Genomic DNA, 25,512 nt, shown 5'->3' on the forward strand with positions numbered 1-25,512 from the left:
TTTGCCTGCACTCGTAACGTCAGACCCGGATGCACTGGTCGAGGGCTACGAAGCCTTGCGCATGGATATGGTCGAGAGACGGGGGTGCTGCCTGTCGGGGCGTGGGCGCGCGCTCCTGATGCTGAAGGGCATGGCGGCCTGGATGTCCGGCATGCGTGAGATCGCCTTGTGCATACCGGCTGCGCGCACCACTGCTCACGATACAGGCCCGAGCGCGGGCATCCCGCAGGACCTGATCGACATCCTGACATCGATGGTGCTCGCAAATGCACTGGAGGAGACGGCATGACTGCCAATACACCCGACAAGATACAAGCCAGGCATCTCTCGAGAAACGCCTACCTGTATGTCCGCCAGTCGACCTTGCGGCAGGTGTTCGAAAACACGGAGAGTACCAAGCAGCAGTATGCGCTGCGCGAGCGTGCTGTCTCCCTCGGGTGGAGAATTGACCAGGTATTCGTGATCGACTCCGATCTCGGACAATCCGGCGCGTGCGCAGTCGATCGCGAGGGCTTCCAGCGGCTGGTCACCGAGGTAAGCCTGGGCAAGGCTGGAATCGTGATGGGCCTGGAGGTTTCTCGCCTAGCACGCAACTCGTCGGACTGGCATCGGCTGCTGGAAATCTGTGCGTTGACCGATACCCTCCTGCTCGACGGAGATGGCGTTTATGACCCGGCCCACTTTAACGACCGGCTCGTTCTGGGATTGAAAGGAACGATGAGCGAAGCGGAGTTACATGTTCTGCGGGCAAGGTTACGTGGAGGAATCCTTAACAAGGCTCGACGTGGTGAGCTTGAAATACGTTTGCCCATCGGCTTTGTCTACGATGGCGAAGGACGAGTAATTCTGGATCCCGATCAGCGCATTCAGGAAAGCATCCGCGAGTTCTTTCTCACGTTTCGTCGCACCGCTTCGGCCACGGCTACCGTCAAGGCCTTTCGTGGAGCGGGGCTGAAGTTTCCGAGGCGGATCTATCGGGGTCCACACAAGGGCGACGTCCAGTGGGACGAGCTCGATCACTCGCGTGCGCTGTGGGTCCTTCACCATCCCCGCTACACGGGAGCGTTCTGCTTTGGACGCACACGGACGCGCAAGCTTCCCGACGGCCATCAGATATCGCAGACATTACCCCTGGACGAATGGACCGCCCTCATTCGTGACGCGCACCAAGGTTACATTACGTGGGAACAGTTCGAGCAGCATGTTCAGATCCTGCGCCACAATGCCCAAGCCCATGGCTGTGAGCGGGACCTCGGCGCCCCTCGCGAAGGGCCGGCGCTGCTGCAGGGACTGGCGATATGCGGGCGTTGTGGTGACCGGATGACGATCCGTTACCATATCCACGACACGCAGCGCGTGCCTGACTACATGTGCCAAAGGCGCAGCATCAACGAAGCAGCAGGACGGCCATGCCAGCAAATCAACGGTGGTGAACTTGATCAGATAATCGGCAGGCTTCTGGTGGAAACCGTTACACCCGTGACGCTTCAAGTCGCGCTCGCGGTGCAGAAGGAACTCGAGGATCGATCAGGAGAGTTCGACCGGTTGCGACGGCAGGAGATCGAACGGGCAGGTTATGAAGTCGAGCTGGCCCGTCGTCGTTACATGCGTGTCGACCCCGACAACCGTCTCGTAGCCGATTCGCTGGAAGCCGAGTGGAACCAAGCACTACGAGCGCTTGCTGCTGCCCAGGAACGCTATGAGAAGCAACTCGAGAGCGGAACCGTACAGCTCGATAAAAAGCAGCGCGAGAGCATCATGGCGCTCGCACAGGACTTCCCGCGCCTGTGGAACGATCCCCACACACCCGCGCGTGAGAAAAAACGTATGGCCCGTCTGCTGATCGCCGACGTGACGCTGCTTAAGGACACCGAGATCATCGTACACGTGCGTTTCAAGGGTGGCGCAACCCGTGAACTGCGTCTGCCTTTGCCCAAACCGTCATGGCAGTTGAGACAGACTCCGGCAGCGGTCGTTGCCGAAATCGATCGTTTGCTGGAAGGACACACAGACCGCGAAACAGCAGAACTGCTCAATGCGAGTGGTATGTGCTCCGGCGAAGGCTTGTCGTTCAGCAGGCTGATGGTACGGCGCATCCGGATCGATTACGGGTTGAAGACGCAATATGAGCGCCTGCGGGCGCGCGGACTGTTGAGCACCACGGAGATAGCGAAGTATCTCAAGGTATGCACGGCCACCATTGCCGACTGGCGACGGGCGGGGCTGCTCAAGGCGTACCAATATAACGATAACGGCCAGTACCTCTACGAGCGACCTGGCGTCGACGTTCCCAAGAAGTTTGCGCACAAGACCAAAGCTCGCTGCAAGCCGGCTGCAGACGTAACTTCTCCCTGAAATGACATATGAGGTGCATTATGCCGAGAACTCCTTTCGATTCGGGTCCCGCACACGTGCCGGATCGGCGACGACACCGTAGTGCTCAAGCATCGCCTCGTAGAGCCGGTTGATCCCGGGTTCGTACAGGTCGGGCGTGATGACGCCCTCCCGGAGGTTGTCGAGCACAACGTAGCTGACCGCTCCCCCAAAGTAACGAAAGGCTTCTTCGTGAAGCTGGGCCCAGACCTGCTTGCTGGACTTCCAGACCACGCGCCGGAAACTGCGCCGCGAGTACCGCAGGGTCATCACGAACAACCGCGGGCGTCGGTAGCGGCCGGTCTTCGGATCGCGGGTCAGTGCACCTTCGCCATAATCAACTTGAGCTTCTTCGCCGGGGGCGAACGCGAGACGGTCGAACTGCTCGGGATCAGTGTGGCGCAAGGCGCGCACGAAACGCTTGACGCTCTCGTAGCTCGCGGTGAATGCGAACTGATCGACCAGATCCTGATAGATCGCCTGCGCGTTGCGCCTCAGGCGGACCTGCTGTTCGATCCACTCGCGATGCGGTTCGCTTGCGGAGCGGGCGAAATTGAACGTTGTGGTCTTGCTGGAACCGTCGGTAGCCGGTGGTCGCGGCGGTGGGGGAGTTTGCGTGACGGCCGTTTCAGAGCCGGTGGTCACCATGGGGGAGTTTGCCGAAGCGGACTTCTCCGACTCGAACATCGCCTGATAGCGACGAATCGTCTTGCGGTCGATGCCCGTGAGCCGCTGGATCTGGCGCTGGCTCTTGTTGCGCTCGAGTAATGTGAATACGGTGCTTTGCAGGTGCGGCTTCAAGACGTTCACTCCCTGAACTCCTTCTTGTTCGAAGGAGACGAAGATAGACGTCCTGCAACACCTCTCCCGGCGGCTTTAGTGGCTCAGCCGACGGTCGTCAGGTGGGGGAGTTTGAAGTGACCATACCCGGAGGAATTTGACCGACCGCGGAGGTGTCAGGAATTTTGTGTGCTGAGGTCGGTTAAAAAATCTCAGCTCATGGCGGCGGTGAATCGCTCGCCGAACAGAATGGCGAACTGATTGACAGCTTGCCGCCAGGTGATAGGCGGCATCTTCCAATCCTTTTCGATGTTGCGCAAGGCCAGATACAGCAGTTTGCTGGCGGCTTCGTCGCTGGGGAAGTGGCCGCGATTCTTGACGATTTTGCGCAACTGCATGTGCATGCTCTCGATGGCGTTGGTCGTATAAACGATTCGACGCACCTCGGGGGGATAGGCGAAGAAGGGAATCACCTGTTCCCATTGGCGTTGCCACATGGCCGCGACGGTAGGGAATTTGCGGCCCCATTCGCTTTGCGCAAAGGCGTCGAGCGCCACTGCCGCCGCCTCGGCCGAGGCGGCCTGATAGACCGGCTTGAGCGCAGCCGCCAACGGCTTGCGGTCCTTCCAGCTCGCCAGATTCAGCGAATTGCGGATCAGATGCACGATGCAGGTCTGAATCTGGGCGGCCGGATAGACCGCTTCGATCGCCTCCGGGAAGCCGCGCAAACCGTCAACCACCGCGATCAGGATGTCGTGCAGGCCACGGTTCTTCAGTTCGTTGAAGACCTTCAGCCAGAACTTGGCTCCCTCGGTTTGCTCGATCCACAAACCCAGCACTTCCTTGCGGCCGTCGGCGCGAATGCCCAGCGCGAGATACACCGCCTTGTTCCTGACCGTGCCTTCGTCGCGGATCTTCAGCCGAAGTGCGTCGAAATACACGATCGGATACATCGCCTCAAGCGGGCGTTGCTGCCACTGTTCGACCTCGGCCAGCACTTCATCGGTGACAGTCGAAATCAGATCGGGAGACACCTGCAGGCCATACAGTTCCAGCAAATGGCCCTGGATCTCGCGCACGCTCATGCCGCGCGCGTACATGCTGATGACGTGATCGTCGAAGCCCGGCAGCCGGCGTTGATACTTGCCGACCAGTTGCGGCTCGAACGTTGCCTGCCGGTCACGCGGGACATCCAGATTCAGTTCGCCGTTGGGCGTGATGACCGTCTTGTGGCTCGTGCCGTTGCGGTGGTTGCCGGCCTTGCCTTGCTCAACCTCGTTCTCCAGGTGATGCGTGAGCTCCGCCGCCAGCATGCGCTCAGCCAGTTGCTTCTTCAGTTGCCCGGCCAGGCCCGATTCGCCGAGAACCGACTCCGCATCCTTGTTTTGAATCTGCGCCAGCAGTTGATCGATCAGTTCATCGGGAAACAGCTTCGGCGCCTTCGGGTTCTTGATCTTCTTAGTCACAGTTGCTTCGGTCATAGGACGTTGTTTCCGTTATCGTCTCATGACCTCGGCACACTAAAATTCTGACAGGCTCCCGACCGCCGGGGCCTCCGACGAGAACTGCGGCAGCAGATGTGCGCTACCTGCATCAGAATGCCTGTGTTTGCCTCGTTTTTTTCCATCCTCTTACCGGACGGCAAGCGTTCGCAGTGTAGCGGAAAGTTCCACGAACCCATACCTACGCGTGAACAAGCCAGATTAGCGCCCTCGACAGCCCTTCATCCTTAGGGCGTCAGCACCTCGCTCGGCTGTAAAGTAGCCACCCTCCCGAGCCGGGGCCGCGAAGCCACCGCGTTCATACCTTTTTGGGACCGGCCCTCGACAGAAGACGGAAAGGATTCAGAAATGCTCCGCCGGCGTTCGTGCAGGCTGCCCGACCTGACCGTGCCGAAGAAAGTCCAGCCATGGGCACTACAAGAGTCGATCCTTGCGCGGTGGCCCCGCCCGTCATGGCGCACGCGCATGAGGCGCGAGCGGTAGCGGCAGTAGTGCCGCCGATGGATGGACATAGACGTTCCGCCGGTGTCGTGATCGTCTGTTTTCCTTGGAAGGAATGCCATGTCAGATCAACCGGATAGACGCGGCCGTCGTTGCCGTCGCGGTATGGCATCACCGACGAGACAAGGCGACGCCGACCAGCCCAGACGCCGCAGCCGCAATATTGCTTGAACATGCATAGCCGGCACGGCCGGCGTGACCGGGTTATAGGATCTCAGGCGCGGTTCACCGCGTCCTTAAACGCCTTACCGGCGGTGAACTTGACGGTCTTCGCGGCCGGGATCTGGATCTCAGCGCCGGTCGCCGGGTTGCGGCCAACACGCGCGGCACGCGCGCCTGTCGAAAACGACCCGAAGCCGATCAGCTGCACGGTGTCGCCCTTCGTGACGGTCGCTGTGATGGTGCCAAGCAGCGCGTCGAGCGTTTCAGCGGCCAGCGCCTTGCTGGTGCCGGTTTTGGCGGCGACGGCGTCGACGAGGTCCTGCTTGTTCATGGTGATGTCCTTCAGGTTGGGTTGAATGCCGTCACCCTACCCGATCCGCTGACCGGTGCGCAACCGGCTTCAAAGCGGCGCCCCCGGGCTGGCCTTGATGCGGCCAAGGTTGCGCACCGGTGGCACTGTCGTCAAAGGTCACCTTTTGTGGGGCGGCCCGCTTTCCAGACGGCGCCAGCGATGCCAGTCCGTCCGCCTCGATCGCTGTCCCGTTTTCCGGCTGATGAGGCGAGAAAACAATCACCATCCTTGTCCGCTTGCGCCTCCCCTTCGCGCTCGTCGCGCCTTCAGGCTCCGCAGCTTGCCTAGCGCACCCCTTTAAGGCGGCTCCCCCACGGATGCCCCGGCAATGAAAGGCGAAACGCCGGGGCGTTTCGCGTCGCCTCCAGTTTTGATAACTGCTATTACCAAAACTGCATTTAATGCATCGAGTCTCGGAACTCTTTCGACGGGTCACCGCCGTTAGCGCACCTGTCGCCGGGTGACACGCCTGAGCTGTGCTTAATCGAGCGGACTCCCTCCCTTCTACCTTTCCCCATGGCGCTGTAAAGTAGCCGCGCGACGCTGAGCGTTGCGTCCCGTCGCTTAACCCAGGTGTCAGCGATACCGGCCAAGCCCTCTGACGGCGCTCAATGGTGATAAGCCGTATTGCACCAATAGTTCATGCCGCCCCGCCCTTTCGCCGCCTGTGTCCCGATCCAACAAGCGACCTCCTGAAGACACTCACCTATCGTCACGGCAAGGCCACATGCCGGAGCCCTGGCGTAATGGCTCTGACGCAATCGTCACAGTCCTTACACCCGCATCCAACAAAAGCGTAGCAAGCCAGTAAGCCGCGTCGCGGCGAACCGGGCCTCGGCGGAGCATCATTGACCGCGATACGCGGAAAACTGACGCGAAATGAAGGAATACATTGCCACAATTATGTACCCCTTCACTCCTGCACGACACCGTCAAGCCGCCTCGCGGGGCTGGGCGTGGCATCCCGTGCTCAGCCCGTGTCAGCGATCACGGACAGGCATTTCGCGATATGAAATGGTGATAACTGCCCCGTTATCGCGCCTGCCCGCCGAGCTGCCGGGCACTGGATCCTGACCGTGGCAACAGCAGGCATTACGACTTAGCCGCACCCCCGAACCGGACACTTCTAAAAAGCTACTACAATGTCCGCGAACGACAACTTTAATTATGTCAAATTGAAAGGCTGACAGAAGATCTGCAGCGTGAGAGAAAGCAACTAATGCGCCTCGCAGACGTGCCGGTCGACAGCCGCGGGGTGATCGCAGACACATTCACCTGCCCGGTGACGCTGTGAAAATCCGCGTCAGCGTAAGCCATTCGTCGTTGACCGAAAGCCCAAATAGTCATCTGTCTCGCTCGTCCTTTGTGAACAGCGATCTAATTCCGTTGGCGAAGTCGTTCCGCTTCAGCTCAAGCCGAACGGGTATTCGCGTTCCATGCGTTGTTGAATGTTCCGAATGAAAGAACTTGCGATGCCGATGTCGGCTGATCGTGGCCTGCGTGGACGATTGTGCTTCAGGCGTGGGCGTGCGCGCCGCTGGCTCGGGTTCGGCCCTTGGTCTTCCCGGCCGCAGCATTGGCACGAGCCTTCGTCGCCGCGCGGACGCCATGCTTTGCGACCGGCGCGACCTTCTTCGCCGCGACAGGTTTCGGTGCTGCCTTTGCCTTAACCTTCGCGTCTAAATCTTCATCGGGCTTCGTCAGCGTCAGGTGCAGGCCCATCGCCGCAATCACCTTCATAATCGTCGCGAACTCGGCATTGCCCTTGGTGGAAAGCGCCCGGTACAGCGCCTCACGCGCAATTCCCGACTCGCGCGCGAGTGCTGTCATGCCCCGCGCCTTTGCTACGTCGCCGAGTGCCGCCTGAATCTCGGCCGGATCGCCACCCTCAAATGCTTGCGCAAGGTACAGGCGGTAATCGGCTTCGTCCTTCAGGTACTTCGAAGCGTCGAACTCCATCAACTCGCTTAGTTTCATCTCAATCCTCCAGCTCTTTCGCGATAGCAGTCGCCCGTTTGATGTCCTCGGACTGCGTGGACTTGTCGCCACGGCTTTGTCAACTTGCCGGTAGCAAGACGAAATGGTGGCAGAGGTCATCATTGCTCAGCAAGCATTCGACGGATTCTGGGTGAGGTCGGTGAATTCGTGCCACGCAGCGAATCGAGCCGCGAGGTGTTTTCGATAGAGCGAAGCCCGCAGCAGATGCCGCTTGAGCGCGAAATGCTGCCGTATCGGACCGAAACACGAGAGGAATGCCTGCGTGCGTTTGCAATCGCGAAATCCCCGCATGCGACGCTCGCGTTCGCGGGTCGGTTGGTGGCTGTTCTCCGCTCGGTTGTTCACGCGCGCCGCGGCTTTAACGAACACGTGTTTGACGTTCGCCAATTCGGGAATGTCGGCCTTTGCGGCCGGGTAGCTGCGCAACTGGTCGGTCACGATCTTGCGCGGCACAGGGCATGAGCGAAGTACGCGGTTGAAGAAACGTTTGGCTGCAGCCTTGTCGCGCCGCTTCTGCAACAGGATCTCGAGTTCGGCACCATGCTCATCGACGGCCCGCCACAGCAGGTATGGCTCACCGCGCAGCGTCACGAACATCTCATCGAGATGCCAGGTGCTGCCTGGTTTGCGGCGCGCAACCTTGACGCGATGCGCGAAGCCCACGCCGAACTTGTCGCACCATCGGCGGATCGTCTCGTAGCTCACCACCACGCCGCGTTCGAACAGCAATTCCTCAATATCGCGCAGGCTCAGTTGGAAGCGGAAATACCAACGCACCGCGCAACTGATGACTGCGGCGGGAAAGCGGTGACCGTGGTAGAGCGAGTTCGTCTTTTCATCGCGACATCTTACGCGACCGCCACGGTAACGTGACAACGCCGTGGACGCTGGATGCCGGAACCGAGTGCCCAACGCACGCCACTTCGGCCCTTCTCAAGGTGCCGAGTGCATTGATGCCGTTTGCCTTCAACTATATTCTGAATCCTGCTCATGAAGACGCGGTGCGCATTTAAATCAGCATGGCCGTAGAAGTGCGCCAGGATCCACGCATTCTTCGGCTTTTAACGCGACCGTAACGGCGTTCGGTGCCAGGCGTGACGCACACGCGCCATGATCTCCGGCCGACAACGACGCACGGCTTGTCTCCGGATCGTTTGGTGGTGGATTTACGCAACGCGCAATCTGCCTCCCCCGGAACACGCCTTACGCCGCTCGGGGGTGCAGCCCGCCCAATCAGAGCCGCATCTCCCTGCCAGTAAAATGTGTGCCGTCGATCCGTTTCGGCTCGCCTCAAAAAACTTGCCGCCTCATCGAACGTTCCCTCATGGCCTTTCGCTGACGCGATACAGACTATCGACGCCCGCAATGTGGCTCTCGTAACTCCGAAGGGCTCGGCTGTACTGGATCCGATCTACACGTTTGCCCGGAGCGGCAAACTGACCACCGTTCACCACAACTTCCGTCACGCCCTCCGGACACGCCGTCTGCGGCCCCAGTCATGGGACTTGCCTCCTTTCCAGGTATTGCTCGACGAAGCGGAGGATTGCCTTGGACTGGTAATTCTTTGCTAGCTGGCAAAGGTGGTCGGCGAAAGGACGATAGCGCTCGTCAAGACCGATTACGTGTGTGGCATGTTCCACGATGGCACGCATGTCGCCCAGTCGCGCCAGTTGGTGCAGCGTTTCGATCTCGCCCGGCGGCGGCCCGATCAAGGTCGCCGTGGAAAGATCTGCGGCGTGTATGGCCGTTGAGTCCGCTACGGTGGCTTGAGCCTGCGGAACTTCGCTAGTCCACTCGATACTCAGAAGGGTCGCAATCTTTGACAACAGCGCACTGAACTCAACCGGTTTTGAAAGAAAGGCGTTTGCACCGGCCGCCAGACTTCTCGCCGCATCACTCCCCGAGGCGCCGGCGGAGAGCGCAACGATAGGAAGATCCCGGAACTCCGGTATTTCGCGCAGGCGCCGGGTGGATTCGAGCCCGTCAATCCCGGGCATGACGATATCCATCAGGATTAGCGCCGGCCGCAATGCTTTGGCCTTCTCCAGAGCTTCCTGTCCGTTGCCGGCCTGCACCATGTCGAATCCGAGCTGGCCAAGCATATCGACCGCCACCGCGCGGTTTGCCGCAATGTCATCCACGACAAGGATGGTCTTGCGCGGCCCCTTATAGCCGCTTGCCGTCCACTCGGGCGGGACGACAACTGCCTGAGGCGCCACCACCGGAGCCAACAGTTCAAACGAGAAGACGCTCCCCGCGCCGCGACGGCTCTCCACGTGGATCTCGCCACCCATCAGGCGCACGAGCTGGCGACAGATGGCCAGGCCCAGCCCCGTGCCTCCAACCCGGTGCTGGGCATCGCTCACCTGCTCGAAAGGCCGGAAGATCGTCTCCAGACGCGCTTCGTCTATGCCGATGCCGGTGTCCTGCACTTCAAACCGCAGCCGCATGGGCGGCAGGCAACCGACGCGCAGGCGCACGCTCCCCTCTTCGGTAAATTTGATGGCGTTGGAGAGCAGGTTGAGCAGCACCTGGCGCAGCCGTTTTTCGTCGAGCCGCACGCCCGCCGGCAGATCCGGCGCCATCTCGCAAGTAAAGGCCAAGCCCTTCTCCGTTGCCTTCACCCGAATCGTCTCGGCGATGAAGTAGATGAACCGCTCGAGCAGAATGTCGGAGAGGTTGAGCTCCATCTTGCCGGCCTCGATTTTGGCCATATCCAGGATGTCGTTGATGATCGCAAGCAGGTGTTCGCCGCTGCGCTGGATCACCGTGATCCCGTCGATCTGGCGTTGATCGAGGCTCTTATCGCGCTTAAGAATCTGCGCGTAGCCCAGAATCCCGTTCAAGGGTGTGCGCACCTCGTGGCTCATGTGCGCAAGAAAGTCGCTCTTGGTCCGGTTGGCCGCATCGGCCTGTTCCTTGGCGACGGCCAGTTCAACGGTTCGCTCGCGGATCATATCTTCGAGATGCTCGCGGTAGCGCCGCAGTTCCTGGTCGGCACGCTTCTGCTCCGTGATATCGCGCGAGATACCGAGCAGGAACTGCGGCTCTCCGTGCACGTCGAGGATCGGAATCTTCATCGTGTGCACCGTACGTGGCCCGTAACGGGTGTGAACGGGCTCCTCCGGCACGTCGACCAGGCGTCGAGACTCGAGCACGTCACGATCCTTGAGCGCAAAGAAATCCGCCTCCTGCGCCGGAAACAGGTCGTAGACAGACTTGCCGATGAGTTCCTCACGCCGGGCACCGAGCAATTGCTCTCCCGCCTTGTTAAAACGCACGAAGCGCAGCGTCGCCGCATCCTTGACGAAGATCACGTCGGGGATGTTCTCGATGATGCTGTCCAGAAAGTGCTCGCTTGCTCGTGCAGCCTCTTCGGCACGCTGCCGTTCGACGATTTCGGCCTTCTGGCCCGCGAGCGCGGTCCTCAGTTCGGCGGTGCGCTGCGTGACGCGCACCTCGAGTTCGGCGTTGAGTTTCTTCAGCGCATCCTCGGCCTGCCTGCGCTGCCGCCGATCTTCGAGGAACCGCTCGACGGCGCGCGCCATATCGGCAATCTCATCGCTGCCGTGAACTGGGATGCCAGCTTGGACGCCGCCGACATCACCGTGCCGCAGAAAGTGACTGACCCGGCGCAGGCGCGCCACGACGTGGCGACCGAGGAATGCCCGGGCGATCAGCCAGGCCAGCAGCAGGCTCACCGCCACTTCGCCGCCCACCCACCTGCGCGTGCGCTCCAGATTGTCGGCCAGATACTGGACCGCCTTCCGGTAATCGCGCGTGAAATAATCCGCCTGGTCGCGCGCCGCGGCGGCGAGGGCGTCGGCCTGGCGGCGCAGATCGTCGTCCAGACCGGCCAGCGACGCGCCCGGCCGCGCTGCGGACGCCGACGCCGCTCCCGCACCCAGCGCGGTCTCCCGCACTTGCGCCTCGACGTTGACCGTGTTGCGAAAGCGCTGGCTCGATCGATGCAGCGCCAGCGCGTCGAGACCGACGTCATCGCTCGTGGTCGCGGAGGCGAGCCGGTCCACCAGACGGTCGAACGCTCCCAACTGTTCGATGACATGCCGATGCGTCTCTCGCACAGCGTCAGCCGTTTCGTCACTGGACAACTGCAATGCCAGGCGCTCAATCAGCAGAGTACGCTGCGCCAGGTCCTGCGCATCCTCCTGGCGCGCCAACCGCTCGTCGGCCAACTGGCGGAGCGCGTGGGCCGAACCGGCCAGCGAGTAAATGGTCGTCGCACCGACCGCGACCACTAAAGTCGCCAGGCACGAAACCACCAGCGTGAGTTGGGCTGTGAGCGAAAGGGGGCGTGGAAGTTTCACGGGCGTTGCCAGATGCGGCGATAGATGTCCCGGTAGCCGTTGTCCGGGTCGTAGAGCAGACGATCGCCGCCGTCAGCGGCGATGTTCTCCGCCGTCACGAGATGCACCGGGACCACGTAGCCCGTGACCCGCGCCCCGGCTAACAGCCGGTTCATCTCGTCGACCAACTGCCAGCCGTGCAGATTCAGGGGCTCGGCCACGGTGCCCGTCTGGAAGGTGCCCGTGCGGATGCGCAGAAATGCGGACTCGCTGCCGTCCCCAGCCGACAGCATGGCGACGGCGGCGTTCGGCATACCGGCCTGGGTCAGCACCGGGGCCGCGTAGTCGAAGTAGATGTCGTTGATGGCCAGCGCATACGTCCAGCGCTTGCCATACCGCGCGAGCAAGTCGCGTGTCGTGCCCGGCATCAGTTCCTTGCTGCGCGAGATCGCCGCGTCGCGCACTTCGAGCAGCGTGCAGTCGTGGCATGTGCGCACGACGGCAGCCATTTCATCCGACTTGCCTTGCGCAATCCGGAAATTGGAGTCGGTGAAGATGACGACTCCCGCATGCCCGCCTGACTGCACGATGGCCGCTAGCGCGGTCACGCGCGCGGCCTCGCGTGGGTCCGTCGCCACGTTCATCGCCACGGGCGTGCCAGGCACCGGTCCGGCCTGGACCGCGACGTGCCAGCCGACGATCGGAATGCTCCGCTCGGCAAACGGCCGCAGTCCTGGCAGCAGCGCGCGTGCGTCCCCTCCGACAATGATCAGACCGTCAGGACGACTTGCTAGTGCTTTCGCAAGCGTCTTCATGCGCAGGTCCGGTGTGCCGCCCGCGTCGAAAATCTTGACGCTCCAGCCGATGACCTTGGCCGCCTCCAGCACACCGTCGGTCACGCCGACGATGCCGCCGTTGCGCAAATCCTCGGCGACGATGGCGACACGTTTTCGAAGCTCGGCGCGGGGCCCGGTGCGCGGCCCGTTCCATGGCGCCGCGGGTTGCGCTGCGGCATTGACGACGCGAGTCGCTTCGGCCAAATAGTCCTTCGCGGCGACCGTAGTCATGGGCACGGGGGCAGCCGGCAGACCCTGCGCCGCGGCAACTGACAGCACACACACGCATTCCCACGCCAGAAGCAAGCCCCTCATGCCGTTCCCCCAAGGTCTCATCGGGGTTGATTGACCGCCATTGGCGATGCACCCAAATCCTGCGCACAGGGTGGCCCTGCGGACAAGATAGTACCTCCGATGGCCGCATTGCATCGGTCATGCGCTACCGCCTGGCGAAAGTGGAGCGACGACCGTTCGTCAGATCGATAACGCTACGGGCGAGGGCGGGGGATTTGGTGACGCATCAATCGTCGACGCTTTCCATCGTACGCGCATCTTAACCTACGCGCGGCTCATGCTCATCAGCGTCCTGATGCCTTGACGTTTCTGGTGGAGAAAAGAGCTGTACCTGCGAGCGAGCCTTTGCGCGGCGGAAATCGACACTTTTGCGCGAATCGCGCGTCACATCTGGTCCAGAATTCACGACTCGCGCTAATATTGTGCACATATTGTGCACCGAGATTGAAATGAACCCAGAATTCCCCGTCGTCAGCCCGAAAGCAGGCGCCAGTTTCGAACAGTTTATGGCATCGCTGCGCGACCCGGACAGTCCTGCGCCGGTCGTCTCGGCCCGTCGCTTCGGCGAGGCGCTGCATATCGACCTGCAGACGCTGGCCCAGCAGGCGCACGTGCATCGCAATACGCTCAGTCGTCAACCCGCGTCTGAAAGCGTCCAGCGGTTTCTGCGCGAAGCTCTCCGTGTTATCCGCGCGGCGACGGACATTTGCGGGGACGTGACTCAGGCCCTCTTCTGGTACAGGAACGAACCTTTACCTGTCTCCGACTACAGGACGGCGGAGCAACTGGTTTCCGATGGCCGGACTGACGACCTTCTTCGCTACGTTTCGTCTCTCGAAGCAGGCGCGGCAGGATGATCCTCACCGCCATTTCCGGCATCACGGCCTACCGCATGCACGCGCCAAAGTGGGCAGTCGCACCTACGAGCGGCGCCGACGCGGGCAAGCATGGAGGACGGGCAAATCGCGTCGGACTCGCCGCCCTCTACCTTGCGCTGGATCTCGATACTGCCGTACGGGAAAATCAGCAGGTCTCGCCATTGATGCCACCCGGCACGCTCGTCAGTTACCAGCTGAGCATCGACCCTGTTGTCGATTTCACCGGTGGCTATCAAGGCGACAAATGGGCTGTACTCTGGGAAGACTTCTATTGCGACTGGCGAGGTTGCTGGTTCAATCAGCGCATCGAGCCACCGAGCTGGGTACTCGGTGACGAAGTCGTGGCTGCGGGCGCGAAAGAGATTCTGCTCAGCTCACATCTGTCGCCGCACGGAGCGAACCTGGTGCTCTACGTGGACGAGCTTGGGTCGACAGACCGGCTCGAGGTGTACGACCCGCAGCACGCGCTTCCCCGAAATCAAACGTCGTGGATGTAGAAGGCCGAACCGCAGGCGGACCACTCCCCTGATGGCAAATCAGACCGACCGCGCCGATGGCGTTCCTTCGAAGGCTTGCCGGTCAACTGGGAGGGATGACTGCCCCGATTTATGCCCGACGCCCAGCCCCTGCAACTTCGAATCGACGTTCACCGCGCTTCGACCTGCCAGCGGTGAATCCCCCGCGGGGGGCGAGCGCGTGACTTGATCGCGGATCAACGTCTCTCAGCGGTCCCGTTGCGGACAGCCGTTTCTTCCCAAAACAGTCATTTCCAGCTGCGCGATCGCCGCTACCCATGCAGCGCCACCGACGCAACGAGTTGGCGTCAGATCTTGGATATCATCTCGGGGTGTGTCGATCGGCCACCGCAACGGCACGAGCCGCAAGACGATCATCACGCCCAATGGCGAACTGAATCCGGACACTCCGCGTGACCGTCACGCGACATTCGAGCCATTATGGTGACCCGTACCGCAGTGCACGGCTGACGACGGAAGAAGGCGGCTGGACGAAGGCGAACAACTTCAAGCAGATGATTTACTATGCGGGCAGCGCGACCGGTACGCGTTATAACAATGGCGTGGCGTCGAAGAAACTGTTCAGCAACGGTATTTTTGCCAGCGCAATCGTGGCCATCAAAAAAAAGCGCCGTCTGGCAAGGCCTCACCACTCCGACGCCGGGCGCCGGGAATGACGTCTATCGACTGAGCTACCGGCTACCGTCAAACCACTTTCGCCGAACGTTCCACCGCGCCACCGCGACGATACAGGACAAGCGTCGCAACCAGCCCGCACAACGCGGCGAAGCTCATCCAGTATCCCGGTGCAGCCTTGTCATGCGTGACCTCAATCAGAAATGTCGACACTGCAGGTGTAAATCCGCCGAAGAGCGCTGTCGCAAGACTGTATGCCAGCGAAAACCCTGCCACGCGGACACTGACCGGCATCACTTCAGTCAGCGCGACGACCATTGCCCCATTGTAGATGCCGAAGAAGAATGAGAGCCACTGCAGGACGAGCAGCATCCGGAGGAAGCTCGGCGCTGCCGCCAGCCATGAAAGCGCCGGATAGGTGGTGAAAATGGCAAGTACCGTGATTCCGATCAGAAGCGGCCGGCGTCCAATACGATCCGACAGCGCACCGCCAATCGGCAGCCAGATAAAATTGGAAACGCCAACGCACAGCGTAGCGACGAGACTGTCGGCGGTGCTAAGTTTCAGGACGGCCCGGCCGAACGTCGGCGTGTAGACGGTAATCAGATAGAACGTGGTGGTCGTCATCGCAACCAGCAGCATGCCGGCGAACACGATTTGCCAGTTCGCCATCATCGTCGCGAGGATTTCCTTTGTCTTCGGATGGTGCTGCCTCGCCTTGAACTCCTCGGTTTCCTGTAGCGAACGGCGCAACACGAACAGGAACGGTACGATCGCACAGCCGATAAAGAACGGGATGCGCCAGCCCCACAGACCGATACTCGCCGCGGACATCCAGCTGTTGAGTGCATAGCCGAGCCCCGCTGCAACCACAATCGCGACCTGCTGGCTTGCCGACTGCCAGCTCGTATAAAAGCCCTTGTGGCCCGGCGTCGCCATTTCAGCCAGATAGACCGACACGCCGCCCAGTTCGGCGCCAGCCGAGAAGCCCTGTAGCAGCCGGCCGATCAGCACCAGCGCCGGCGCCAACATGCCGATCGTTGCGTAGCCGGGGACAGCGGCGATGAGTATCGTGCCACTCGCCATGAGCGTTAGCGTCACGATCAGGCCCTTGCGACGGCCGACTTCATCGATGTAGGCGCCAAGCACGATGGCGCCTAACGGCCGCATCAGGAAGCCCGCGCCAAACACGGCGAACGTCAACATCAGCGAGGCGAACTCGCTGCTTGTCGGAAAAAACACCTTCGAAATGTAGGTGGCGTAAAAGCCAAACAGAAAGAAGTCGAACTGTTCGAGGAAGTTACCGCTGGTGACGCGCAAAACGGCGCCGACCTTTGAGCGGGGCGGGCTGGGTGCGTCGGCCGCCATGCCGGTTGAAGGGTTCATGATTACTGTCTCCTTGCGTTTGTCTGTCTTGTGAGCCGGCAGGTCCGGAGCATTTGCCTTGCTGACCCGACGGCACCGCACTTTGCAAACGAACCGCCAACAGCGTCAATCCGGTTCCACCGTGCACCGCTCTTCTGTCGTTTTTCGATCGCCGAATTCAGTAACGCTGCGCCGCGGTAGATGCCGTTGCGCCTGTGGAGCGCCCCATGAACGGTGACCATGCGTTGTCAGCATACTTCCCAACACTAACTTTCGCCATTGCCGCCGCAATCTTCCGCGCAAACTCGTGCGGAAGCGCGTACTGGCGACCGCAGCCGGGGCCGTTTGACGACTGTACGCATGGGGGTAGACACACTATCCGCGCTGCGCGCGCAGTGCTATGTCCTGAATGCTGCGCGCACGATGCTCTTAAGTGCGGACTTCAGTCGTCACGGCACGCATGACGCGTCTTTGACAATTCAGAAAGTTGATAGCGAGCTGCATAAGCAGAATGATCCGTCGGTCGCCAACTTCGTCCGCGACGAGTGCCTCCGTACAGCGGCAGTGATGTTCGCCTCCTTCGGTTGTGTCGCGATAAGGCCGACGAGACGAAAAATCCCACCATGGTGAGGATTCCTTACGCCATCAGCGAATAGAACTGGGCGGCGGCGGTTTGCGCGACTCCGTCGTCCTTCATCTGCCCTTTTCTGATCATGTTCATCACTTCGATGCCTGAAGTAACGAATGTCGGCAACGATCATGGACAACTCAGCAAAATGGCGGTATCCGCGAAGCGCGCGATGGGCAGATCGAAGCTGAAGGTTGTTGCGGACCGCGGTTACTTCAGCGGGCCGGAGATAAGGGCATGCGATCTGAATGGCATCAGCGCGTATGTTCCCAAACCGCTCACGTCGGCATCCCGGAAAAAAGGTCTGTTTACGAAGGCCGACTTTATCTACGTAGCGAAAAGCGACACATATCGATGCCCCGCTGGGGAGCGGGCGATCCATCGATTCACGACTGTCGAGCATGACCTGAATCTGCGAGTCTACTGGCCCAGCGCGTGCCCACGTTGCCACCTCAAGGAACGATGTTCACCGTCTGACTATCGTCGAATTCGGCGATGGGAGCACGAGAATGTGCTTGAAGTGATGCAGCGTCGGCTCGACCGGAAGTCTGACGCCATGACCATCCGCAGAAGTACCATTGAGCATGTCTTCGGCACGCTCAAGCACTGGATGGGCCCCGCACACTTCCTGACCAGGACGCTCAGGCGGGTGAGTACTGAGATGAGCCTTCAGGTGTTGGCTTACAACCTCAAGCGCGTCATGAACATACTCGGCGTTCGGGGAACATTGAAGGCTATGAAGATGGTCGAAAGCTAAGGCCCTGAGGGGCTTTGTTGCGCACGCGATGGTCGATCGGTGCAAGCTGTCTGGGCCGAACGAGATTGACCTGATCGGCAATCGCTCGCATAGCCGCGAAAAACCAGTTTCCACACAAGCTGGACCCACACCGGCCGGTTTTGTCGCATTAACGCAGTCAAGTAAAATCCGTCGAGCGCAACGCACGAGAAGCATGATGGCAAAGACGCAGACGCCGCGCAAGACGCTGCCCGCCGGCATTGGCAACGTACTGAAGCGGCTGCACTACCCGCTGGACGTGATCCTGCTGTGTGTTCGCTGGTACGTGGCGTACTCGCTGAGCCTGTGCAATCTCGAAGAAATGATGGCCGAGCGGGGAATTGAGGTCGATCACTCGAGTGTGCACCGGTGGGGCATCAAGCTCGTCCCTCTGTTCGAAAAGGCATTTCGGCGAATCAAGCACCCGGTCGGCAAGAGCTGGCGCATGGACGAGACTTATAGTACGCCCAGCCAACGTAGCCCGCCCACATGGGGGTGAAGTTGCTTGAGCATGTTTGGAATGCAGGACCCGGTGGAGTTGAAGTCGCAGTACCGGGACATGCCCTTTCTCTGCTGCGAGAGAAAGTGAGCCGAAGCGGCGGTGACTTGCTGACACTAGCAAGGTGACGAAGTCCGTGGGAAACGGAGCTTGCGGCGAAGCGGTTACGCCAAGATGAGCTTCTAGGCTGAGCATGGGACGGTTGAGGGACACGAACCTATTGAAACGCATCTGAGGGTTGAATCGTCACCCCTGCCTACACCGCTTAAGAGGCAGGACGCGGATCGGCGCCGGTCACACGTATGGACTGATGCCGCGAACGCTGGCTGGAGATGTATGCCGGCCAACTGGAACCACGGAGAGCGCGCAGCTAGACCGTGGTGTCTGCGACGACTTGCGGCAAGCAAGGATAAAGACTGCGATAGGCAACCTCGCCCATGCGTTGAGTCCAGCATGTGAACTGGGGAAGGCTTGCATAAATGACAAGGGAGTGTGCCCCCGATGATATGCAGGCTGGCGGAGCCTCTGTAGTAGTCCGAGGCCGGGAAAGCCGGTTACATGGCGAAGGGAGGCAGTTGAAGTGGTTTGCTGGGTTGATTAACTGACCATAGTGAGGTGAAGACCTTTGATAATCAGTGAAATGCAAAGCAAACTGGCGACATGGTCGACGGAGGACAAAGAACGCAAGTTCGATCGACTTCTGAGACTGATTGCCGACAGGATTTGGCTGAGCGAAGCGGCTCGCATTACGCTGGCCTCCAGCGGAGCTCGCACGCCGGGTGTGGACGGTGTCAGCAAGCGCATGATGGAGGAGAATCTCCAGCATGAACTGGCGACGATACGCGACGAACTGTTGGCGGGCTCGTATAGTCCGCTACCGGCGCGCCGCGTGTACATCCCGAAAGCGAACGGCAAGCTCAGGCCACTCGGCATCCCGAGTCTGCGGGATCGAATTGTTCAACGGGCCATGCTGATGGCGATGGAGCCGATCTGGGAGAGTGATTTCCACCCGGCTTCACATGGCTTCAGACCGGCCCGCAGCGTACACCACGCTGTGCGCATGGTGAGACTTCAGTTAACGGCTGGAGATGAGCAGAGTGCTGCGGGACGTTGGGTCATCGAGGGCGACCTCGCCAGCTACTTCGACACCGTTCATCACCGCCTGCTACTGAAGGGGATCCGCAAGCGCATCGCCGATCAGCGCTTTCTTGCCCTGCTCTGGAAGTTCATCAAGGCGGGCTGCGTTGATCATGGTCTATTCCGTGCTGCTAGTGAAGGTGTTCCTCAAGGCGGAGTTATCTCGCCTCTGCTGTCCAACATCATGTTGCATGAGTTTGATGCGTGGATGGAAACGAACTTCCTGAACAAGAAGGTACGCAAGGACCGGTGGGCGTGGAACTTCGCTGTTCTCAAACAGCGGCCCATTGCTGTGCGGGAAAATCGACAGTGGAAACCAGCAGTATCCTACTGTCGTTATGCGGATGACTTTGTGGTGGTCGTAAAAGGAACCCGCGCGCACGCCGAAGCAATACGCGAAGCGTGTCGGGAGTTCCTGGAAGGCAAGCTGAAGCTCACGCTGAATATGGAGAAGACCCATATCACGCATGTGAATGACGGTTTCGTCTTCCTCGGCCATCGAATCATTCGCAAGCGCGGACCACGCGGCAGCATGCGACCGGTGACGACAATTCCGTGGGAGAAGTATCGGGGCTTTGCCGAGCGGCTGATCAAACAGCTGTCAAGCAATTACAGCATGAACCGGATGGATATGGTGGAAAGCCTGAATCGGCAACTGATGGGATGGGCAACCTTCTACCAGTACACCGACTACACGGCGACCCTGTTTAGCAGGTTGGACCGAACCGTCTTCTGGAAGCGAGGATATTGGCTTGCGCACAAGTACCGGCGTGGCTTCCGGTCGCTAATGCGCGATCATATCCGGGCCCCTGAACCGGGGAGGGCCACGACATGGGTGCTGCAAGGCCTGGATAGTCGGGGTCGGTACGGTGAAGTGGCGCTTCGGCGCCTCGTCACCAGCCGCAAGGGGCGATTCACTTGGCGAACCCCCATTGAAAATCCGTACATATTGCGCGATGAGACACGCCGCACCATCGAGTCGCGCTACGCTGATGTTGCCTTTGCTATGAGCGACACCTCAATGGAGAGCCGGATGCGCTGAGAGGTGCAAGTCCGGTTCGGGGAGGAGAAACAGGGAAATAGTTCGACTACGCCCTGTTTCTTACTCCACTCAAGGTCAAAGGCCACTGGAAGTACTTGTATCGGGCCGTCGACACGGAGGGCAACACGGTCGATTTCCTGTTGTGCGCCCATGGTGACAAGGCCGCTGCGCGCCGGCATTTCGAGAAGGCGGTTGCCCAGAATGGTGAACCCGAGACTGTCACCGCGGACAAGAGTGGTGCCAATCTGGCCGCGCTCGAAGCGCTCAACGCAGAACGGCCAACGCCAATCAAGATCCGGCAGAACAAGTACCTGAGCAACGTCATCGAGCGGGACCATCGAGCCGTCAAACGCATTGTCACGCCGATGATGGGTTTCAAGAGTTTCCGGTGCGCGCGCATTATTCGTTCCGGCATCGAGCTGATGCACATGATTCGCAAAGGGCAGATGCAGGACGAGCGCGACATCAAAACTGCAGCCGAGCAATTCTATTCGTTGGCAGTGTAAGTATTCCTACTGATATTACGCTTTGTTCAAGCTGTAATCGTTATCGCGACAAAACCGAACTTCCCTTTCGAATATTACGGCGTGCACTTCCTAACCTTCACGGACGAGGCCGTCTTTCCCTACAAGAAGCCGCTGCGGCACCTTTTGATCGACAGCTCTCTCATCAACAACGAATACCCTACGCGCGAGTATACGCGTTCGATGACCTTCGTCGGCGACTTCTACCAGCACACGTTCGACACGAGCCATGATGGCAACGTCAATGCTACCCTTCATGACGACTACCGCGCCTATAGGGACAAGTTCAAGCAGGCCAAGCGGACGATCGACACCGACAGCGTCAAGAAGAGTCGTCGCTGCAGCAAGAGCGTCTGCGATTTCATCACGCAACGGATCGGCATTGACATTGAGGCGCACGACGATCGATCCAGCGTAGTTCGCTTCGAGGATGACCCGGCGGCGGTCGCGGCCATTTACGAGGATCCCAGTACGGTCAAACTGTTCTACAAGGAGCATCACAAGTACGGCTCTTTTTCTCAAAACTGGGGTGCCTCGAAGGGCATCGACCGATACCAAGATGTATGTGTGGTCCTGAACCCCGGCAACGTAAAAGCTTGGCACGGAGGCGGCTTCCGGAACATCAACGGGCAGACACGCAATAAGCTATACGTCGCATGTTCCCGGGCGAGGGGCAACCTGACATCCATCCCTGAGTCCTTGCTAAAAGCCTACAAGCGGTTCTAAGTCCACACGCGTCGGTAGCTCTGTGACCCCGGATATTTGAATCCGCTGCGTCGGTTGGAGAGCGATTAGCGGTCGGCGTCCCCAATGAATAGGCTTACACTGAAGCAGCCAGTCTAGAAAATTTCGACCGCCTGCTTTTGGCGGCCGGTTGCTGACCTGCGGCTCAAGGATGACACAGCACGAACTAAGCACGTGTGAACGGTAGCATGCGACGGAAGCCAGATTCCGCCCTCCTGTCGAGCTTGTAGATTCCTGCCGGAGGGCGCTAGTTTCCATATGAGACGCTTTTTTAACCACGCATCGTCACCGGGCCCGGTATCCTCAAGCTGCTTCATAAAGATGCGGCGCCCTTCAACAGCTCTGTTGGTGAACGGTCGCTAGCTCCACGTTCATTTACGAGGCCATAGATACGACTCGCACTACATATCAAATGTTGGTCAGTTCTTTTGTGTCAAGTTAAGTATTTTGCGAAGAACACTTGCTGGCGGTCGTTCGTTTGCAAACTTTTGTTCCCGAATTTTTGCGTGCATTTGTTCCCACTTGTCCGAGTAAAGAACGGCCGCCTAGCCTGCGCCGGTCTCCATCTGCATCTGCTTTTGCAGCGTCCGGCAGTCCGACTGGCGGTTGCCAATACGATTGAAGCACTCGAGGCTTGAGCGACATGTAACGTTAGACAGCGCTGGGTCTCATCCAAAGTCCGGCCCGGGCGTCGGCAAAGCTACAAAATTGCTTCAATAGTCCGTTAAAGGAACAACGTCATGCAAAATTTCTTCAAGCAAATTTGTTTTCGCTACGGTCCGAGCCGCTATTTGTCGGTGCTGCAGGAAGAACAAAATCATGCAAGCCAATGCCACCCGATGAGATGACCCCGGGTCGTCACGTATCGCAGCGTCCGTAAGCCCGCCACTATGAGCTCATTGCCGCCAGCGTTGTCCGCTATCGTCGTCAGGGCCTCGCGCAACCACACTCCAGGACCCATCGCAGGATCATCGCATCGGCATTTCGCGGCCGGGGTCCCGCCAGACGCGGCCGGTACACCTCGTCCCCTTTCGCTACCAGCAATCTACTCAGCACGCAGACACCGGCTCTCTCCGCGCGGCATACGCACCAACGCTGATACCCGTAGCGGCACGACGTCGAATCGCTCCATGAAAGGATCGCCGTGGTGCAGGTCGGGCGCTCCAGCAGCCTGATTTTTCGCGTGCTGACAGGCGTGACGTCGTTCGTCAGACTACATGGCTCCGCGCGTGACGTTCTTACCGGGGAACCGGCTAGCGCTATCACCGGATCTTTGCCACTAGCAATCCGGTCGAGCGTGTGCGCCCAGATTCTTAAATCGTCTGCGTCGTTCATATCGAAGCTCCTGCCGCTACGCGGTCGCAAGAAATGCCGTCACCTGGCGGGCGACTTCTTCGTGTTCGTTGTCGATACAGATCATGTGATAGCTGTCGGCGAGTACGGCGAGGCGAACTTTCGGCTTGGTCTGTTCGCGATTGACACGGTGGCGAATGTACTGCGCCGACTTCAGACTGGTCAGCTCATCGTCCACGGCGTGAATGATCAATGTCGAGCACTGCACGCACTCCAGATCTTGCATCGCGCTCACTCGCAACCGGTCGAGTTCCCGGATGGTGCTCAACGGCACCCATGCGTAATGGCGGCTGTTTCCTCTCGAGAATTTCTGCTCCAGCACGGTCCGCAGCCGTTTATTCTTGACGCCATAGGGACTCCGCTCGTTGATCCTCAAGTACCGGGCCAAGAGCGGAATGCGATAGAGCAGATAACGAACGGATCGATACCACGGCAATGACCATCCATCGAGGAATAGAGGCGGCGCGAGCAGGATCAGCCGGTCGCGGCCGTTGCGTCCCAGGCCTCCCAGTTTGGCCGCCTCCAGCGCGAGCAGCGCGCCCATGCACATACCCATCACATGGACGGTCTGGTACCGCTGACGCAGCGCCGCCAGCTTTTGACGCACGGCGTCGAGCCATGCGTCGAGCGATATGTCGCGCAGGTGATGCGGATGACTACCATGACCCGGCAGCATCAGGTCGGCTGTCGGTATGCCCATGGCGGCGATGCGGCTCTCAAGCCGGCCCAGATCGTGTCGCGTGCCGCCCAGTCCGTGGATCAGCAGCACGACTTCCGCGCCACCGGTGTTCTCAGGTTGATCGTTCATGCTCCGCTCCGGGCCGTGCCGTCGGCGGGACGGAGGTCGGTATCCGTCAGTCCGCCGCCCAGCGCCTTGTAGAGCGCCACGGCGTTGCCGAACTCGGCGCGTCGCAACTCCAGCAACGTCTGACGCGCGGCATACAGTTGTCGCTGCGAGTCCAGCAATTCGAGCCGTCCGTCGACACCCGCGCGATAGCGGAGATCGGAAAGATCCGCGCGACGTTCGGCGCTAGCCGCTACGCGCGTCTGGGCGTCGATTTGCCGGCCGTAGGTTTTGCTGCCCGCGAGGCCATCCGCGACCTCTCGGAATGCCACTTGGATTGTGCGTTCGTAGTCGGCGACGGCTCTCGACTTGCGCAGCTCCGCGAGACGCAATTCCGCGCGCAGCCTGCCGCCCTGAAAGAGCGGCACCGTGACCTGCGGCGCGAAGCTCCACGCGCGTTGACCTCCGTCGAACAGGCTGCGCATGGCCGGGCTGATGAAACCCAGGGAAGCGGTGAGCGAGAGGCGCGGAAAGAACGCCGCTCGCGCCGCGCCCATATCTGCGTTGGCGGCCACCAGGTTCTGCTCGGCCTGAAGAATGTCCGGGCGGCGAAACAACAATTCGGACGGCAAACCCGGTGGCAGTTGCGTTACCACAGGTTGCCGTTCCAGCGGCAAAGGCTCGGGAAGATCCGCCGGCAATTCCATGCCCACCAGCAGGCGTAATGCGTTGCGGGCCTGCGCCACGGTGCGCGTACGCGCCTCCAGGTCCGCTTCGGCGCTCGCGACCTGGCCTTCGGCCTGCGCCACATCCACGCCGCTGCTTTGATGCGACTCTCTAAGCCGGCGCGCGAGGTCGAGCGACTGTCGCCAGTCTTCGAACGTGCGTTGCGCCAATTGCTGTTGCTCCTGCGCGAGACGCTGCGCGAAGTACGCGTCGGCCACTGCGCCGACCAGCGAAATTTGCGTTGCCCGGCGCCCCTCTTCGGTTGCCAGATAGCGGGCAAAGGCTGCATCGGATAATGACTTCACGCGACCGAAGAGGTCGATCTCGAATGCACTCAGTCCGACATTGAGACTGACCTGATTCTGCTCGGACGCGGGGATCGCGGGATCGGCATTGGCATTGGCGGCCGTACGTTGCCGCGTGAAGCTGCCGCCTGCCTCGACCGACGGCAAGCGCGCGGCCCGCTGGATGCCGAACTGCGCCTGGGCCGCTTCCACGTTCAGTGCTGCGAGCCGCAGGTCGCGATTGTTGTTCAGCGCCAGTTCGATCAGACGCTGCAGTCGCGGGTCGCCGAACATGGCGCGCCAACCGAGGTCGGCGGCCAGCGGGTGGGCGTCGGGACTCGCGTTATTCGCAGAGTTGTTGGCGGGGTTGCCCGCAGCGTTATTCGCAGGTTTAATCGCCGCCTGATCCGTATAAGCCGTCGGCACCGGCAGCGCCGGCTTGACCAGCGCGGGCGCCAGCGAACAGGCCGACAACGCCAGCACGACGGGAAGAATGAGCAACCGCATGGCATCCACT

At 60.3% G+C, this 25,512-nt stretch carries 16 protein-coding genes and 6 pseudogenes; 10 read left to right on the top strand and 12 right to left on the bottom strand.

Annotated features, from left to right (window positions below; translation table 11 throughout):
• Window position 1 precedes the first annotated feature (1 nt).
• Together B0G80_RS23850 and B0G80_RS23855 are read left to right on the top strand one after the other, a co-directional pair.
• Complete coding sequence (locus B0G80_RS23850) at window positions 2-289, top strand: hypothetical protein (RefSeq protein ID WP_147309898.1); 288 nt, start codon at window positions 2-4, stop codon at window positions 287-289.
• Window positions 286-2,355, top strand: a complete 2,070-nt coding sequence (locus B0G80_RS23855; RefSeq protein WP_116120207.1) for a recombinase family protein — start codon at window positions 286-288, stop codon at window positions 2,353-2,355. The genes B0G80_RS23850 and B0G80_RS23855 overlap by 4 nt, the downstream gene beginning before the upstream one ends.
• Window positions 2,356-2,388: 33 nt before the next feature.
• On the opposite strand, the pseudogene istA reads toward B0G80_RS23855, so the two are convergent.
• From istA to B0G80_RS23895, 7 genes and pseudogenes are all read right to left on the bottom strand, one after another.
• Window positions 2,389-3,219: pseudogene (gene istA / locus B0G80_RS23860) on the bottom strand (IS21 family transposase); the annotation flags it as partial.
• A 146-nt stretch (window positions 3,220-3,365) separates the two neighbouring features.
• A complete protein-coding gene (locus B0G80_RS23865) occupies window positions 3,366-4,634 on the bottom strand; it encodes an IS256 family transposase (protein WP_408968162.1) in 1,269 nt (422 codons plus the stop codon).
• 736 nt (window positions 4,635-5,370) lie between these two features.
• A complete protein-coding gene (locus B0G80_RS23870) occupies window positions 5,371-5,649 on the bottom strand; it encodes an HU family DNA-binding protein (protein WP_116120209.1) in 279 nt (92 codons plus the stop codon).
• Between the two features lie 1,536 nt (window positions 5,650-7,185).
• Window positions 7,186-7,647 carry an addiction module antidote protein gene (locus tag B0G80_RS48160; protein ID WP_116120211.1) on the bottom strand — a complete coding sequence of 154 codons (462 nt, stop codon included), beginning with the start codon at window positions 7,645-7,647 and terminating at the stop codon, window positions 7,186-7,188.
• Window positions 7,648-7,773: 126 nt separating this feature from the next.
• On the bottom strand, window positions 7,774-8,544 hold the full coding sequence (locus B0G80_RS23885; RefSeq protein WP_116120213.1) for an IS6 family transposase: 771 nt from the start codon (window positions 8,542-8,544) through the stop codon (window positions 7,774-7,776).
• Between the two features lie 620 nt (window positions 8,545-9,164).
• A complete protein-coding gene (locus B0G80_RS23890; RefSeq protein ID WP_116120215.1) occupies window positions 9,165-11,996 on the bottom strand; it encodes an ATP-binding protein in 2,832 nt (943 codons plus the stop codon).
• The gene (locus tag B0G80_RS23895) at window positions 11,993-13,126 is read right to left on the bottom strand and encodes a substrate-binding domain-containing protein (protein WP_116120217.1); all 1,134 of its coding nucleotides are present in this window, start codon (window positions 13,124-13,126) and stop codon (window positions 11,993-11,995) included. The genes B0G80_RS23890 and B0G80_RS23895 overlap by 4 nt, the downstream gene beginning before the upstream one ends.
• Before the next feature lie 428 nt (window positions 13,127-13,554).
• On the opposite strand from B0G80_RS23895, the gene B0G80_RS23900 reads away from it, so the two are divergent.
• The 3 genes and pseudogenes from B0G80_RS23900 to B0G80_RS23910 form a co-directional block, all read left to right on the top strand.
• Window positions 13,555-13,962, top strand: coding sequence for a DUF2384 domain-containing protein (locus B0G80_RS23900; protein ID WP_116120219.1), 408 nt, complete (start codon window positions 13,555-13,557; stop codon window positions 13,960-13,962).
• Window positions 13,959-14,480: an RES domain-containing protein gene (locus tag B0G80_RS23905; protein WP_116120221.1), complete on the top strand. Its 522-nt coding sequence runs from the start codon at window positions 13,959-13,961 to the stop codon at window positions 14,478-14,480. Before B0G80_RS23900 ends, B0G80_RS23905 begins: the two co-directional genes overlap by 4 nt.
• A 458-nt stretch (window positions 14,481-14,938) precedes the next feature.
• Window positions 14,939-15,106, top strand: a pseudogene (locus B0G80_RS23910) (porin); the annotation flags it as partial.
• Between the two features lie 97 nt (window positions 15,107-15,203).
• On the opposite strand, the gene B0G80_RS23915 reads toward B0G80_RS23910, so the two are convergent.
• Together B0G80_RS23915 and B0G80_RS23925 are read right to left on the bottom strand one after the other, a co-directional pair.
• Window positions 15,204-16,520 (bottom strand): MFS transporter, encoded by a 1,317-nt coding sequence (locus B0G80_RS23915; protein WP_408968166.1) that lies wholly within the window; start codon window positions 16,518-16,520, stop codon window positions 15,204-15,206.
• 616 nt (window positions 16,521-17,136) lie between these two features.
• Window positions 17,137-17,241, bottom strand: a pseudogene (locus B0G80_RS23925) (IS6 family transposase); the annotation flags it as partial.
• Between B0G80_RS23925 and B0G80_RS23930 the strand changes: the two are divergent.
• The 5 genes and pseudogenes from B0G80_RS23930 to B0G80_RS23950 all read left to right on the top strand — a co-directional run.
• Window positions 17,234-17,884, top strand: a pseudogene (locus B0G80_RS23930) (transposase); the annotation flags it as partial. The pseudogenes B0G80_RS23925 and B0G80_RS23930 overlap by 8 nt on opposite strands.
• A 193-nt stretch (window positions 17,885-18,077) precedes the next feature.
• A pseudogene (locus B0G80_RS23935) lies at window positions 18,078-18,362 on the top strand (IS6 family transposase); the annotation flags it as partial.
• Window positions 18,363-19,026: 664 nt separating this feature from the next.
• The gene (gene ltrA, locus B0G80_RS23940) at window positions 19,027-20,580 is read left to right on the top strand and encodes a group II intron reverse transcriptase/maturase (protein ID WP_258879005.1); all 1,554 of its coding nucleotides are present in this window, start codon (window positions 19,027-19,029) and stop codon (window positions 20,578-20,580) included.
• A 62-nt stretch (window positions 20,581-20,642) separates the two neighbouring features.
• Window positions 20,643-21,086 (top strand): annotated as a pseudogene (locus B0G80_RS23945) (transposase); the annotation flags it as partial.
• Between the two features lie 81 nt (window positions 21,087-21,167).
• Window positions 21,168-21,830, top strand: a complete 663-nt coding sequence (locus B0G80_RS23950; protein WP_258879006.1) for a hypothetical protein — start codon at window positions 21,168-21,170, stop codon at window positions 21,828-21,830.
• A gap of 945 nt (window positions 21,831-22,775) precedes the next feature.
• Here B0G80_RS23950 and B0G80_RS48165 read toward each other — a convergent pair.
• From B0G80_RS48165 to B0G80_RS23965, 3 genes are read right to left on the bottom strand one after another with little or no spacing between them, the layout of a single operon-like run.
• Window positions 22,776-23,183 (bottom strand): DUF3331 domain-containing protein, encoded by a 408-nt coding sequence (locus tag B0G80_RS48165; RefSeq protein ID WP_116120227.1) that lies wholly within the window; start codon window positions 23,181-23,183, stop codon window positions 22,776-22,778.
• Window positions 23,184-23,199: 16 nt separating this feature from the next.
• Window positions 23,200-24,009, bottom strand: coding sequence for a carboxylesterase (locus B0G80_RS23960; RefSeq protein ID WP_116120229.1), 810 nt, complete (start codon window positions 24,007-24,009; stop codon window positions 23,200-23,202).
• The gene (locus tag B0G80_RS23965) at window positions 24,006-25,502 is read right to left on the bottom strand and encodes an efflux transporter outer membrane subunit (RefSeq protein WP_116123690.1); all 1,497 of its coding nucleotides are present in this window, start codon (window positions 25,500-25,502) and stop codon (window positions 24,006-24,008) included. Before B0G80_RS23965 ends, B0G80_RS23960 begins: the two co-directional genes overlap by 4 nt.
• Between the last annotated feature and the right edge of the window lie 10 nt (window positions 25,503-25,512).

It is taken from the genome of Paraburkholderia sp. BL6669N2 (genome assembly GCF_003387275.1).
Taxonomy (GTDB): domain Bacteria; phylum Pseudomonadota; class Gammaproteobacteria; order Burkholderiales; family Burkholderiaceae; genus Paraburkholderia.